Genomic DNA, 13,315 nt, shown 5'->3' with positions numbered 1-13,315 from the left:
AATTATTTGGATTTTGTGCAATGCAGGAAAAGAAAGCAAGGATCATTTCCGGAGGCAACCGCATTGTTGGCCGAGGCGCCGATGTTTGCCGGCGCGAAGAATTGCCGCGGCTTTTTAATTGTCTCCCTGGGGATTTCTCCGCGGTTGTGGACAAGGTTGAACGGCGTGTTATTGCTGGGCATCGCAAGGTGCAGGATCGCAAATCGCTTTCCTTGCCGACTGACGTTTCGGAATGGAATGAATGGCAACAACGGTGACCGACGATCAGCGCAAGAGTGCGGCGAACCTTTCGGGCTTCGATCTCGATTTTCGTTCGCAACTGCGCATGATGGGCAATGCCTTCTGGACGTCGCCGGTTCGCAACCGGCTGATATTGCTGTCGATTGCCCTGCTCACGGTGATATTGCTCACCGCTTACGGGCAGATCAGGCTCAATGAGTGGAACGCGCCGTTTTACAATGCGCTGGAGCGGCGCGATCTTGACGCCTTCCTCCACCAGCTCGAAGTCTTCGCGATCATTGCCGGGCTGTTGTTGCTTCTTAATGTCATTCAGACTTGGCTTAACCAGATGACGGCGCTGAACATGCGCGAGGGTCTGGCCAAGGATATGGTGGACCAGTGGCTGAAACCGGGGCGCGCCGCCCGCCTTGCCGGTTTCGGCACGATTGCGATCAATCCGGACCAGCGTTTGCACGACGATGTCCGCAACCTTGCGGAAAGCAGCACGGCGCTTTCCATCGGTCTTGTGAATGCGACGATCCTGCTCATCAGCTTCATCGGCGTTCTGTGGACATTGTCGGCAGGCTTTTCCATCACGATCAACGGCGATCCGGTCGCGATTCCCGGATACATGGTCTGGGCGGCGATCCTTTATGCGGGCTCGGCGTCCCTGCTCAGCAACCTTGTCGGCTATCGTCTGGTCGGCCTGAATGCTGAACGTTATTCAAAAGAGGCCGAACTACGCTTTTCCCTGATGCGGGCCAGCGAAAATCTGGCAGCGATTGCGCTTGCGCGTGGTGAAAAAAACGAGCGGCGGCGGATCGGCGTCGATATCGATGCCGTGCTCGGCGTAATCCGCGGGCTCGCTTTAGCAATGACGCATCTGACCTGGGTGTCGTCTGGCTACGGCTGGTTGGCGGTTGTGGCGCCCATTCTTATCGCAGCGCCGGTCTATTTTTCCGGTAACCTCACCTTCGGCGGGCTGATGATGGCCGTCGGCGCCTTCAACCAGGTCAATACCGCACTTCGCTGGTATATCGACAATTTCGGGCCGATTGCCAGCTGGAAGGCGACGTTGCAGCGTGTTTCGGTGTTTCGCAACGCTCTGATCCAGATGGATAGCGTTGAACAGCACGGCCTCGCAATCGATCTTCAACGGAGTGCCGACAACGAAAAAATCCGCCTTCGGTCGGTGACTATCTGCCGTGATGCGGGCGGGCAGGATCTGGAGCGTGGTTTCCGGCTGCGCGAGGCCGAGGTTGAAATCGGGCGGGGTGATCGTCTGATGATCAATGGCGAACAGGGCGTGAACCGGCGGCTGCTGTTTGCCGCCATGGCCGGCCTGTGGCCATGGGGGCAGGGCAGGATCGAAATGCCCGAACAGTCCGACACGCTTTTCATTGCCCAGCACGGCTATTTGCCAACAGGTACGCTGCGCGAAATTCTGGCCTATCCGCGCGCGCCCCAGCGGTTTGTGGAGGCAGACTATGTCGCGGCGCTGACCGCTTGCGGTCTCGGTGAAATGGCGCCCCGGCTTGATGAACACATTCGCTGGGACAAGAAGCTGGATTCGGATGAACAGGCCAGCATCAGGATCGCCAATGCCCTGTTGTTGAAGCCGAAATTCATCGTCATCGACGATTTGCTGGAAGGGCTGGAAAAACAGACACAGGATACGCTGGCGGAGGTTTTGAATGGGATCGACGGCGTAGCGATTATCTATATCGGCAGATCAGAGACATTTTTGTCGGTTCTTACCCCGGCTTTGGCCCATCTGGACCATGCCCCCATGAAGGAAAATACCGTAAAGCCGGATATCGCTCCAAAATAAGCCGCCGGGTTATGCTGCTGTTGACATTATCGTGCGGATCAAAGCCGCAAATGCCATTTTTCGAGGTCCAGCCGTTGCTGTTTGGCAAGGCTTATGGTGCCGTCCGGCTCCATCTGCGAGCGCAGAACAAAGGTGCCGGTCGCCAGGCTGATGGCAATGACGCTGGCAACCGCGAGAATGATACGGTCGTAGCGCTGCTGTATCTTATTGTTTCCACTCCAGTCATAGGCCATTCGCACGCCCTCGCGGTTTTTTGGAATCGTGCCGCATCATGGTTAACCGAAGCTTACGATGGCTTCGTGATTCCTTGCTGTTTTGGAAGGGCTGCCGCGAAAAATCGGCTATTGGCTGAGGGGGCGCGGTTGTTTAAATCCGGCGGCGGGAGGTTCTTGAAAGGAATTTGATATGGAACAGCAACCGCCCGCCGATATGGAACTCACGCTCAGAACGCTTGCCATGCCGGCTGACGCCAATCCGGCCGGCGACATTTTCGGCGGTTGGGTGATGTCGCAGATGGACCTTGCCGCCTTCGTCCGCGCCAATGATGTGGCAGGCGGGCGTACCGTCACAGTGGCGGTTCATGAAATCGTCTTCAAGAAACCGGTCAAGATCGGCGATACATTGTGTGTCTATACCAGGATCGAAAAGGTTGGGCGCACCTCCGTCACGCTCAAGATCGAGGCCTGGACCCGCAGGCACTATCAGGATTCCCGGGAAAAGGTTACGGAGGCCGTCTTCATCATGGTAGCGGTGGATGACAAAGGCGAGCCGCGCCCTGTGCGCAAAGAGGCGTAAGGCGCTTGCCTTCGAAGCAAACTTCCGACCGTTCGCAGGCAGCCGAAAGAGCATGAGGCTCTTCGGCTCCGCCAATTCGATCTCCGAACGCGCAATACTTTAGAAATATCCAATTTATTTATCAATTTTTGCGATCAAGGTATGGAATAGGGCGGGGATCAGGCTGTGACCATTCCAGGTGTTGTTATTGTTGGTGGCGCTCACGGCACGCTTGCCCTTGCCCGCAGCCTTGGCGCCCTTGATGTGCCTGTGCACTATATCACCCATGATTCACCGCTGCCGGGCTGGTCGCGTTTCGTGAAGAACACGATCCGCTGGTCCGGTCCTCTTGATGCAGGGGCGATGGCGTTTTTACGCGATATGGCAGACAAGCATCATCTGAAAGGGTGTCTTCTGGTGCCATCAGGGGATGGCGAGGTTCAGCTCGTTTCACAACATCGCGATGAGCTTTCCGCCCTTTACAAAATCGTCCTGCCTGATTGGTCCTCCCTTCAATGGTTGTGCGAGAAACCGCTGCTCTACAAACGCGCGGCGGAACTCGGTGTCAGCTTCCCCAGGACCTATGCCATGGTCACGTCCGATGACGCCGATGCGCTGGACGTGACGTTTCCCGTTATCCTGAAGCCGAATATGGGCGGGGGCGATACCGCGATTTCCCGGGCGAAGGTTATCCGCGCCGATGACAGGCAGGCTCTGAAAGCCGCTTTTGCCGCTGCGAGCGGCGAGATCGGCGCGGGCAATGTCGTCGTGCAGGAGCTCATTCCCGGCGGGGGAGAAAGCCAGTTTTCCTATGCGGCGCTCTGGCGCAATGGCGAGCCTGTTGCAGAATTCACCGCCCGACGCCTGCGTCAGTATCCCGTCGATTTTGGTTACACCAGCACCTGTGTCGAGGTTGTCGACAACCCTCAAGCGATCGATGCGGCAAGGAAAATATTGAAATCGGCCGGTCACAGCGGGTTGGTCGAGGTGGAGTTTAAGCGGGATGGCAGGGATGGATCGCTGAAACTTCTCGATGTTAATCCGCGCCCATGGTCGTGGTTCGGCCTGTGTTCAGCGGCCGGCATCGATCTCGGCGCGCTGCTGTGGCAGGTTGCCAACGACATGCCGCGCGGCCAGATGCTCGATGCGCGGCAAGGTGTGTCATGGTCCTATCTTGTCCGTGATGCCATTGCCGCATTGACGTTAAATCGACGGGGACAGGCGGGAATTGGGGACTATGTCGCCTCTCTGCGCACAATCCGCAGCTGGGCGGCTTTTGCGGCGAACGATCCTTTGCCGGGCCTTATCGACCTGCCGCTCACGGTCTGGAGAGTCATCAAAAAACGGGTTCTGCCCGGTTTGAAGTTGCGGTAATCGGTAATGGTGTTCTTGCGGTCGGTAAAACGCTCTCTGAAATATGGGGTCATAAGGGCGGGGCTGGAGATAGCTTCCCTGCCGGCGGTTCGTGCGGCTTTTCCGGCTCTTGCCGGGCGTGGCGTGATTTTCACGCTGCACCATGTTCGTCCGGACGAGGAAGCGTCAGCTTTTGCGCCGAATGCACACTTGTCGATCACGCCACAATTTCTGGAAGAGGCGATAGAGGCGGCGCTCGAATGTGGTCTCGTTCCCGTTCATCTACACGATCTGCCGGGCCTGCTCGCCGATAATTCCGAGAAACGGTCGTTCTGTGCTTTCACGCTTGATGATGGCTATCGCAACAATGCCGAATATGCTGCACCGATTTTCCGAAAATATGCTGTTCCCTATACGATTTTCATCACGCCGGGTTTTGTGGAGCGGACGCGTAGCGTGTGGTGGGAAACCACTGCCGCGCTGACGCAGAAAGCCACGTCCTTTGAATTCGATTTCGGGGCAGGGCCGGAGGAGATTAAATCCGGCAGCCTTCCACAAAAAGCGGAAGCCTTTGCGCGTCTGGAAAACTTCGTCCAGATATTCGCGGAGGACGAGGCGGTGGAGAGGATCGACCGTGTCGCGGGGCAACATGGTATCGATCCGATCGCGATCGTGGACAAACTCGTCATGGATGCGGCCGAACTCAAGGCGCTGTCGAGCGATCCCCTGGTCCATCTCGGCGCGCATACCATGATGCATGTGAACATGCGCAAGATCGATGCGGCGCGTCTGGCATACGAAATCGAGGAATCGACAAGACGGGTGGAGACCTATGTAGGCCGTCGGCCGAGGTCCTTTTCCTATCCCTATGGCTGGATAAAGGCTGTGGGAGAACGCGAGGCGAAAGCGGTGTTTGATGCGGGATTTCCCGTAGCTGTTACCACGCAGGCCGGTATTCTTGGGGCCCATAGCCTTGAAAAGCCGATGCTGTTGCCGCGCGTTTCGCTGAACGGCCGCTTTCAGAAAAAGCGCTTTGTCAAAGCGCTCATCTCAGGCCTGCCTTTCCGGTTCGTCTAGGGATCAACCTCTCCCTGCCATCTTTCGCCGATGACGACGACATGTGTCGGTGCGGCTAATCGAGCTGTCGTGTTGTTTTTGTTATTCACATCCATTTATCTATTGATTATAAATAAATTTATCGAAGGAAAACATTACAACTTTTCTTAAGGTTTCGCCCGTGCTGTTGATATTTTCCGATGACCTGACCGGTGCGCTTGATGCGGCCGCCCCCTTCGCCGGGCGTGGGCTTTCGACTGAAGTTGCGATCGGTCTTGACGGCGTCCCTGCAGCGGTGGCCGATGCGCCGGCCGTCCTCAGCGTCAATCTGGGTTGTCGGGATGGCAAGGCGGATGAAGCCCGCCGCCGCACGCAGGAACTGATGGCACTGGTTCCGGCCGATACAATTCTGTTCAAGAAGATCGATTCCCGCCTGAAAGGACATATCGCCGCGGAAATGGATGCTGTTTCCTATCGGCACGCGCTTGTAGTGCCAGCCATTCCGGATTTTGGACGCATCGTCGTAGACGGTTCCGTGTCCGGCTTTGGCGTTGAGGGCACGATTTCGGTTCATGAAAGACTGGGCGGTCACGCCAGCCGCTGCGCAATACCAGACACCCTATCGCATGCGGACATCAGGGAGGCTTTGCTTGCCGGGCGCGCAAACGGGGTTGATCTTTTGGTGGGCGCGCGAGGGCTGGCCGAGGCGCTGGCCGAAATGATGACAACGCAGGCGGTGCCCGAAGCGGCATCTATTCCCGCGGGTAAGGGGCTTTTCGTCATAGGTTCGCGTGACCCGATCACCGTTGAACAAATTGAAATCCTTAAAGGAACGGGTTTGGTATCGGTCACCGATGCACCCAATGGCGTCGTGCCGTTTCACGCGCATGCTCGTTCCAGGCTGACGCTCGTTTACGCGACGCAAGGGGCGGAAGATCTTTCCCCGCTCGAGGTTTCAGACCAGCTGGCGTATGGCGTCGTGCCGCTTTTCACCACCGGGACCGACACGTTGCTTTTGTCCGGCGGCGCCACGGCCGAAGCGGTGCTGCTTGCCATGGGGGTATCGCGTCTGCGCCTTGCAGGCGAGTGCCTGCCCGGTCTTGGTGTCGGCTGGTCCGGCGACCAATGTATCATTGCGAAGTCAGGTGGTTTTGGGCAAGCTGACACGTTGAAACGGATTGCGAAAATGATGCTTGGCGAAAATGACGCTGGAGAAAGCTGACCAGATGGGGCTGATGAAAGAAACGGCGCGCAAGGCACTTCCGGACATTATTTTCGAGAGAATGCACCGGGCGATCAAATCCGGCGCCTACAAGCCGGATGAACGGCTTCCGACCGAACATGAACTCGCCATGGAATTCGAAGTGTCGCGACCGGTGGTCCGCGAGGCGCTTCGGCGGCTGCGCGAACAGGGGTTCATCTATTCGCGAAGGGGTTCCGGCAGCTATGTGCGGGCATTCGGCCTGCGCGAGCCGCTGGGCTTCGGCCAGCTCGAAAATGTCGCTGACCTGCTGAACTGTTATGAATTCAGGCTGACTCTGGAGCCGGCAGCTGCTGCGGCGGCGGCCCTGCGGCATGATGGCGAGAGGCTCGTCGCAATCAAAAAGGCGCTCGAGCTGATGCGGGACGCGACCAATCGCCAGTCCCACCGTGAGGATGCCGATTATCAGTTCCACCTTGCCATCGCGCGGGCGGCACGGAATAGCTATTTCTCGACTGCGATGGAGGCTCTCAAGGACCACATTGCGGTGGGAATGAAGTTTCACGGCATGTCGGTGAAGCGCGAGGCATCCGGCCTTACCCGCGTGTTTGCCGAGCACGAGGCGATTGCGGTGGCGATTGCCGAAGGAGATGCCGAGGCCGCGCGGCGGCTGATGCACGACCATCTGACGGGATCACGTGACCGCCTCTTCGAGTCTTCGCATACGGATTGAGGGAAGTGACGGCGAGCCGGTGCGCGATAGCGCACCGGAATTTCGATTAGAAAGCGCGGCGGTAAATGCCGAGCACGTCATCAAGGCTCATATCGACGGGATTGTTGTCCATCAGCCGGCGGATTGCGTGAGCGTCTTGCGCATAACGGGGAAGGTCGGTTTCGCTTGCCCCGTGCCGCGCAAGGGACATTTCAATGCCGAGGCCGGCGCAGAAATCTGTCGCTGCCTTGCGAAGATCATCGGATGAAAGATGCTCGCGAAGCCCAAGCGCTCCGGCCACCTCTGCCGTCTTTGCCGAAACCGCGTGCTGGTTGAAAGCCAGAACATGCGGGAAGACGATAGCGTTTGCCAGCCCGTGCGGCAGGTTGAGAAGCGTGCCGAGCGGATAGGCGATGGCGTGACCCGCCGCCGTATTGACCGGGCCAAGGCAGATGCCGCCATAGTAGGAGGCGAGCATCATTCCTTCGCGGGCTTCGGTATCCGCGCCGTCGCGAACGGCGCGCGCCAGATATTTGCCCACCAGTGAAAAGCCCATGCGGGCAAAACCGTCGATCATCGGATGGGCCTTGCGATTGGTGAAAGCCTCCACGCAATGCGCCATGGCATCCACCCCCGTCGCCGCTGTCACAGCTGATGGCACGGAATAGGTGAGTTCCGGATCGAGCACCGCGAAATCGGCAATCAGATGAGGGCTTTCGACCGCGACCTTGCTGCCCTTGACGGGATCGGTGATGAGCGAGCGAATCCCGGCTTCCGAGCCGGTTCCGGCGGTGGTGGCAATCTGGACGAGCCTGGTGTCGCGCCCTGCGACCCTGTTCGGTCCTGCCACATCCTCAAGCGTCTGGCTGGAATTCCAGAGTGCGGCGACGAGCTTCGCCACATCCATCACCGAGCCACCGCCGAGGCCGATGACGAGATCGGGTTTGGCGGCGCGCGCTGCGGCCAGTGCTGCATCGAGCGTCCCTGTGTCCGGTTCGCCGGGAATGGCGTCAAAGACAGTGAAAGGACCCTGCAATTGCAGCCGGTCGGCAAATTTCGCTGTCAGCGGCGTGGCGATCACCAGGGTCGAAGCGGTTTTGCCGGCCCAGGCGCCGACCTGGGAAATGGTGCCGGCGCCAACGGCAAGCCTGCGCGGCTGATGGATGAGAATGGAGGCTGTGGACATGGTGTTCATCCTCTTGCGCCCTTGCCCGCCACGAGCTTGCGCGCATAGGCTATGGCCTCATTCATGTTGCCGTGATTGGCGATGCCTTTGCCGGCGATGTCGAAGGCCGTTCCATGATCGACCGAAGTGCGATCAATCGGCAGATCGACCGAGACATTGACGGCGGTATCGAAGGCGACGAGCTTGATCGGGATATGGCCCTGATCGTGATATTGCGCGACAACCAGATCGAAAGTGCCCGAATAGGCGCGGTGGAACACGGTATCGGCGGAGATCGGCCCGTGTACCTCGATGCCTTCAGCGCGCGCGGCGGCAACCGCTGGCGCAATCTGGTCATCATCCTCGGTGCCAAACAGACCGTTTTCGCCGCAATGCGGATTGATACCGGCAACCGCGATGCGCGGCCGCTCGTAACCGATGCGCTTCAGATGAGCATTGCCAGCGCGGATGGTCGCCAGCACCCGCTCCGTCGTTGCCCGTTGAATGGCTTCCTGCAGGGACACGTGGGTCGAGACGTGAATGACCTTCAGCCGCTCGGAGGCAAGCAACATGTAGGCGGCTGAAGAACCGGTCAGGCTGCGCAGCATGCCGGTGTGGCCGTCATAATGGTGGCCCGCAAGATTGAGGGCCTCCTTGTTAATCGGAGCAGTGACGATGCAGCCGATTGCGCCCGCTTCGGCATCCCGCACCGCTTTTTCAATGAAACGGAAAGCGGCGTCTCCGGCAACCGGCGACAGCGTGCCCCATGGCAGCGGCGCACCCTCCACCGGCAGATCGACCACATTCCGAGTAAGATCGATGTCGATGCCAAGCGCACCCCGCGCCGCTTCCAGCGTGGCAAGGTTGCCATAAATCCGCGTTGCTTCCCTATCCGGGGCGGACATTTCCGCAAGCGCGCGGACGGTTATTTCCGGGCCGACGCCGCAGGGGTCACCCATGGTGATACCAATGATGTTGCTCATCCGATTCTCCCGTCCTTGGCGTCTGCCCAGCCGGGCGCCAGCCGGACATATTTGATTGCGCGGCGATGATAGGTGTAGCTTGCGTGCAGGGTACCGTCCGCTGCCTCCAGAAGCCATGGATAGGACATTTCCAGATTGCGGCCGTCGGTCGAATCGTTGGACAGGCAGGTGCCCGGCCCGTCCTCGATCAAAATCCGGGTAGGAAAGCTGCGGCCGTCGTCATCGGACAGGCAGATGGAAACCGGCGCGCGCGGCACGCCCCATATGGGCACACATCCACCGCTCGGATCGGCATCCGGTCTGTCGTCTTCCTCGCCCAGTTCGTCATAAAGCGAGGCGCGACGGTCGCTGGATTGCGCGGCGTTGATGGGGTTGCAGATCATCGCCAGCCTGCCGTGTGCGAGCCTGATCGCGGCGATGGAGGAATTATTGTTCGGTACGTCGGTCGGCAGCGGTTCTGTCCATGAGCGACCGCCATCTGTGCTTTCCGTGCGGTAAACGAAATCGGCCTGACGGCGGCGAAAAAAAGCGGAGTAGCGCCCATTCGCGCCCGCAACCGGGCTCATATGAACGCAGCCGGTCGAGCCCGCCAGCTCCTGCAATTGCCATGTGAGGCCGTTGTCTTTCGATATGCCGAGTGCTGCGGTATCGTGGCTGCCGTTCCATTTCTGGCCGGGGCGTTGGACGCAGCGGAAGATCGGCAGAAGCCATGCGCCGTCATCGCGGATGCGAAGCGGCGCACGGATGAAGCAGCCTTTCGGAAGATCGAGAAAACGGCCATCTTCGGCGGACAGCTTTTCCGGCGTTGCCGGGTCGTGGACGACCCGCGCCATGCGGATGCGGCATTCGTCCTGATTGCCGGATGGCTGGGCGGTGTGAAACAGCCAGAGAGTGCCATCAGGTGCGGTGAAAATAACCGGATTCTGTTCGGAATGGGCGGGATCGTTGCTCAGGCGCTGCGGCGCTCCCCACCGGCTCGCGCCGGGTGTGAGCGCGGACGCGAAGATCGAAATATCCGATTTTCCCTCCAGCGTTCCGCCAAACCAGGCGCACAGCAGGGTGCCGTCCTGCAGAAGGTGCAGAAAGCTCGCATGGTTCTGGATCATCGGCGATGGCAGGAACGCTTCGTGCCGGTTTTCCGAAACGGCATGGATGGCTCCGGTCATGGCGTGAGCAATGTCATCAGGGGTCATCGTGGTCTCCTCTTGGTCTGATGAAAATGGCATATTCAAAAAGTTGTCAAGTTTATTTAAGACAAAATGACGTCCGAAAATTTTTGATGAATTAAAATAAGTGTATGTTTTATAAATATAAAACTTCTGTACTAAGTCTCAATAAAAAATCCTTCTGAAAAATAATTTGACAAAAAATGTGATAGCGTCGATGCTTTGATAACGGGTGGAGGAGACGATCATCCGCACGCCATGCTCCTCAATGCAGGAGACGGGGCTTTTGAATGCCTCTTGCGGCACGCCGCCATGTTGCTGAATTTCTGATCTGGGAGGAGAACGGAATGAAGAAGTCATTGATTGCGGGCGCCCTTGTTATGGGTTGCCTTAGCGCCGCGGTTTCGCCGGCGCTTGCGGCGTCGGGGCCGATCAAGATCGTGCTGGCGGAAGAGGCTGACCTGCTGGAGCCTTGCATGGCGACCCGCTCCAATATTGGCCGTATCATCATGGAAAATGTCAGCGAGACGCTGACCGAGCTTGATGTGCGCGGCAAGAACGGCGTGCAACCGCGCCTCGCTGAAAAATGGGAGCAGAACGTGGATGGCAGCTGGCGTTTCCACCTGCGTGAAGGCGTGAAGTTTTCCGACGGCACGGGTTTCGATGCCAAGGATGTCAAGCATAGCTTCGAGCGCATCATGAGCGACAAGAATGCATGCGAATCCCGTCGTTACTTCGGCGGTATGACCGTCACCCCCACGATTGTCGACGACCATACGATCGACTTCAAGACAGAGCCAGCCCAGCCCATTCTGCCGCTCCTGATGTCGCTCGTCACCATCGTGCCCGAAGAAACCAAGATGGAATTTATCCGCGAGCCTGTTGGCACCGGACCTTACAAGCTGACCAACTGGACACCGGGCCAGCAGATTGTTTTGACTGCACGTGACGACTATTGGGGCGCCAAGCCGCAGGTGACGGAAGCGACCTATCTTTTCCGAGCTGATCCCTCGGTTCGCGCCGCCATGGTGCAGACCGGCGAAGCCGATCTTTCACCCTCCATTTCGCAGCTCGACGCGACAAACCCGAAGACCGACTTTTCCTATCTCGACAGCGAGACGGTCTACATGCGCCTCGACCACAACATCGCGCCGCTGAATGACGTGCGGGTGCGCCGTGCACTCAACCTCGCCATCGACCGGCAGGCTTTCCTCGGCACGCTGGTTCCCGAAGGTGCTGTGCTGGCCACCGCACTCGTTCCGCCGACCACGCTCGGCTGGAACCCTGATGTCAAGGTTTTCCCCTACGACCCTGATGGCGCGAAGAAGTTGCTGGAGGAGGCAAAAGCTGCTGGTGTGAAGGTGGATACGCCGATCACCATCATCGCGCGCACTGCGAACTTCCCTAATGTCACCGAGATCATGGAGGCGATCCAGCAGCAATTGCAGGAAGTCGGCTTCAAGATCGACCTCAAATTCGTGGAAGTGGCCGAGCACGAAAGCTATTATTCCAAGCCTTTCAAGGAAGGCCGGGGACCGCAGATCGTCGCTGCCATGCACGACAATTCCAAGGGTGATCCGTCCTTCACCATGTTCTTCAAATATGCCACCAAGGGCACGCAATCCGGTTTCTCGGACCCCAAGGTGGATGACTTGATCGAACGAGCATCCGCAGCCGTCGGCGATGAACGCGCCAAGCTCTGGTCCGAGCTCATCGCCTACCTGCATGACGATGTCGTGGCGGATGTGCTGCTGTTCCACATGGTTGGCTTCTCACGCGTCTCCGAACGGCTGGACTTCAAGCCCACCATCGCCACCAATTCGATGCTGCAGCTTTCGGAAATCGGCATCAAGTAAGCCGGTATTTCATCTGCCAGAGAGCGGCGGCGGAGCTTTAGCTTCGCCGTCGTGCTGAACACCGGAGGTAACCATGCTGAGCTTCATCCGAAAACGTTCCGTTGCAAGCCTGATCTCCCTGATCGGCCTCATCGTAATGGTTTTCTTCCTCTCCCGCCTGACGGGCGACCCGGCCGCGCTGTTTTTGCCGGTGGAGGCTTCGGAGGAATTGAAGCAGCAGTTTCGTGCGCTGCATGGGCTGAACGATCCGCTGATGGTGCAGTTCCTGCGCTACGCGGGCGACGTGATGACGGGGGATCTGGGTGAATCGCTCAGGAAAGCCCGCCCTGCGCTGGATGTGGTGCTGGAGGCTTTCGTCTGGACGCTGTGGCTTGCGGTCATCACCATGTCCCTCGTCACCACCGCAGCAATCGTCGTCGGTTCGCTTGCCGCTTTCCGCTCCGGTGGCTTCTTCGATCGCATGGCCTCCACCATTTCGCTCATCGGCGCTTCCGTGCCGGATTTCTGGCTCGCGATCGTGGCGATCGTGGTGTTTTCCGTCAATCTCGCCTGGCTGCCCACCTCCGGCACCGGCTCGGTGCTGCACTGGATATTGCCGATCTCGGTTCTGTTCGTGCGCCCCTTCGGCATCATCGTTCAGGTGGTGCGCGGCTCGATGATCGGTGCGTTGTCCTCTGCCTATGTCAAAACGGCGCGCGCCAAGGGTGTGAAATCGGGTCCGATCATCTTCATCCACGCCTTGCGAAACGCCATGCTACCGGTCATCACCGTCATCGGCGATCAGGCGGCAAGCCTTCTCAACGGCGCAGTCATCGTCGAAACCATCTTTGGTTTCCCCGGGGTTGGCAAGCTGATGATCGATTCCATTCTTCAGCGCGATTTCAACGTCGTGCTGGCAGCAATTCTTGTGACCGCGCTTGCGATCTTCCTGATGAATCTTCTGATCGATATCGCCTATGCGCTGCTCGATCCGCGTATCCGGCACTGAGGAGACGTTCA

At 58.6% G+C, this 13,315-nt stretch carries 13 protein-coding genes; 9 read left to right on the top strand and 4 right to left on the bottom strand.

Features of this window, described 5'->3' with window-relative positions; translation table 11 throughout:
- Positions 1–20: 20 nt before the first annotated feature.
- Both T18_RS26635 and T18_RS11975 read left to right on the top strand, forming a co-directional pair.
- The gene (locus T18_RS26635; RefSeq protein WP_046205622.1) at positions 21–257 is read left to right on the top strand and encodes a hypothetical protein; all 237 of its coding nucleotides are present in this window, start codon (positions 21–23) and stop codon (positions 255–257) included.
- Positions 242–2,050: an ABC transporter ATP-binding protein/permease gene (locus T18_RS11975; protein WP_035199741.1), complete on the top strand. Its 1,809-nt coding sequence runs from the start codon at positions 242–244 to the stop codon at positions 2,048–2,050. Before T18_RS26635 ends, T18_RS11975 begins: the two co-directional genes overlap by 16 nt.
- A gap of 38 nt (positions 2,051–2,088) precedes the next feature.
- On the opposite strand, the gene T18_RS11970 is transcribed toward T18_RS11975, so the two are convergent.
- Complete coding sequence (locus T18_RS11970; RefSeq protein WP_013761913.1) at positions 2,089–2,283, bottom strand: hypothetical protein; 195 nt, start codon at positions 2,281–2,283, stop codon at positions 2,089–2,091.
- 172 nt (positions 2,284–2,455) lie between these two features.
- Between T18_RS11970 and T18_RS11965 the strand changes: the two genes are divergently transcribed.
- The 5 genes from T18_RS11965 to T18_RS11945 all read left to right on the top strand — a co-directional run bounded on the left by T18_RS11965 (position 2,456) and on the right by T18_RS11945 (position 7,167).
- Complete coding sequence (locus T18_RS11965) at positions 2,456–2,845, top strand: acyl-CoA thioesterase (RefSeq protein WP_003511527.1); 390 nt, start codon at positions 2,456–2,458, stop codon at positions 2,843–2,845.
- A 165-nt stretch (positions 2,846–3,010) separates the two neighbouring features.
- Positions 3,011–4,198, top strand: coding sequence for an ATP-grasp domain-containing protein (locus tag T18_RS27650; RefSeq protein ID WP_038494376.1), 1,188 nt, complete (start codon positions 3,011–3,013; stop codon positions 4,196–4,198).
- 6 nt (positions 4,199–4,204) lie between these two features.
- Positions 4,205–5,254 carry a polysaccharide deacetylase family protein gene (locus tag T18_RS27645; protein WP_038494373.1) on the top strand — a complete coding sequence of 350 codons (1,050 nt, stop codon included), beginning with the start codon at positions 4,205–4,207 and terminating at the stop codon, positions 5,252–5,254.
- Between the two features lie 160 nt (positions 5,255–5,414).
- Entirely contained in the window at positions 5,415–6,455 is a 1,041-nt protein-coding gene (locus tag T18_RS11950) for a four-carbon acid sugar kinase family protein (RefSeq protein WP_038494370.1), read from the top strand.
- Between the two features lie 4 nt (positions 6,456–6,459).
- Positions 6,460–7,167: a FadR/GntR family transcriptional regulator gene (locus T18_RS11945; RefSeq protein WP_003511522.1), complete on the top strand. Its 708-nt coding sequence runs from the start codon at positions 6,460–6,462 to the stop codon at positions 7,165–7,167.
- A 46-nt stretch (positions 7,168–7,213) separates the two neighbouring features.
- Here T18_RS11945 and T18_RS11940 read toward each other — a convergent pair whose 3' ends face one another.
- Genes T18_RS11940 through T18_RS11930 form a run of 3 tightly spaced genes read right to left on the bottom strand, consistent with a single transcriptional unit; the run spans position 7,214 to position 10,487 of the window.
- Positions 7,214–8,341 (bottom strand): iron-containing alcohol dehydrogenase, encoded by a 1,128-nt coding sequence (locus T18_RS11940; RefSeq protein WP_013761909.1) that lies wholly within the window; start codon positions 8,339–8,341, stop codon positions 7,214–7,216.
- Positions 8,338–9,294 carry a 4-hydroxythreonine-4-phosphate dehydrogenase PdxA gene (pdxA, locus tag T18_RS11935; protein ID WP_038494367.1) on the bottom strand — a complete coding sequence of 319 codons (957 nt, stop codon included), beginning with the start codon at positions 9,292–9,294 and terminating at the stop codon, positions 8,338–8,340. The genes T18_RS11940 and pdxA overlap by 4 nt, the downstream gene beginning before the upstream one ends.
- Positions 9,291–10,487 (bottom strand): sialidase family protein, encoded by a 1,197-nt coding sequence (locus tag T18_RS11930; RefSeq protein WP_038494364.1) that lies wholly within the window; start codon positions 10,485–10,487, stop codon positions 9,291–9,293. The genes pdxA and T18_RS11930 overlap by 4 nt, the downstream gene beginning before the upstream one ends.
- Positions 10,488–10,807: 320 nt before the next feature.
- On the opposite strand from T18_RS11930, the gene T18_RS11925 reads away from it, so the two are divergent.
- Both T18_RS11925 and T18_RS11920 read left to right on the top strand, forming a co-directional pair.
- Positions 10,808–12,316 carry an ABC transporter substrate-binding protein gene (locus tag T18_RS11925; RefSeq protein WP_038495835.1) on the top strand — a complete coding sequence of 503 codons (1,509 nt, stop codon included), beginning with the start codon at positions 10,808–10,810 and terminating at the stop codon, positions 12,314–12,316.
- A gap of 73 nt (positions 12,317–12,389) precedes the next feature.
- On the top strand, positions 12,390–13,304 hold the full coding sequence (locus T18_RS11920) for an ABC transporter permease (protein ID WP_003511517.1): 915 nt from the start codon (positions 12,390–12,392) through the stop codon (positions 13,302–13,304).
- Positions 13,305–13,315 lie beyond the last annotated feature (11 nt).

Source organism: Rhizobium sp. TBD182 (assembly GCF_001950375.1).
Lineage (GTDB): Bacteria > Pseudomonadota > Alphaproteobacteria > Rhizobiales > Rhizobiaceae > Agrobacterium > Agrobacterium tumefaciens.
Note: the sequence above shows the minus strand (reverse complement) of the source record. Positions and strands in the feature narration are given on the sequence as shown.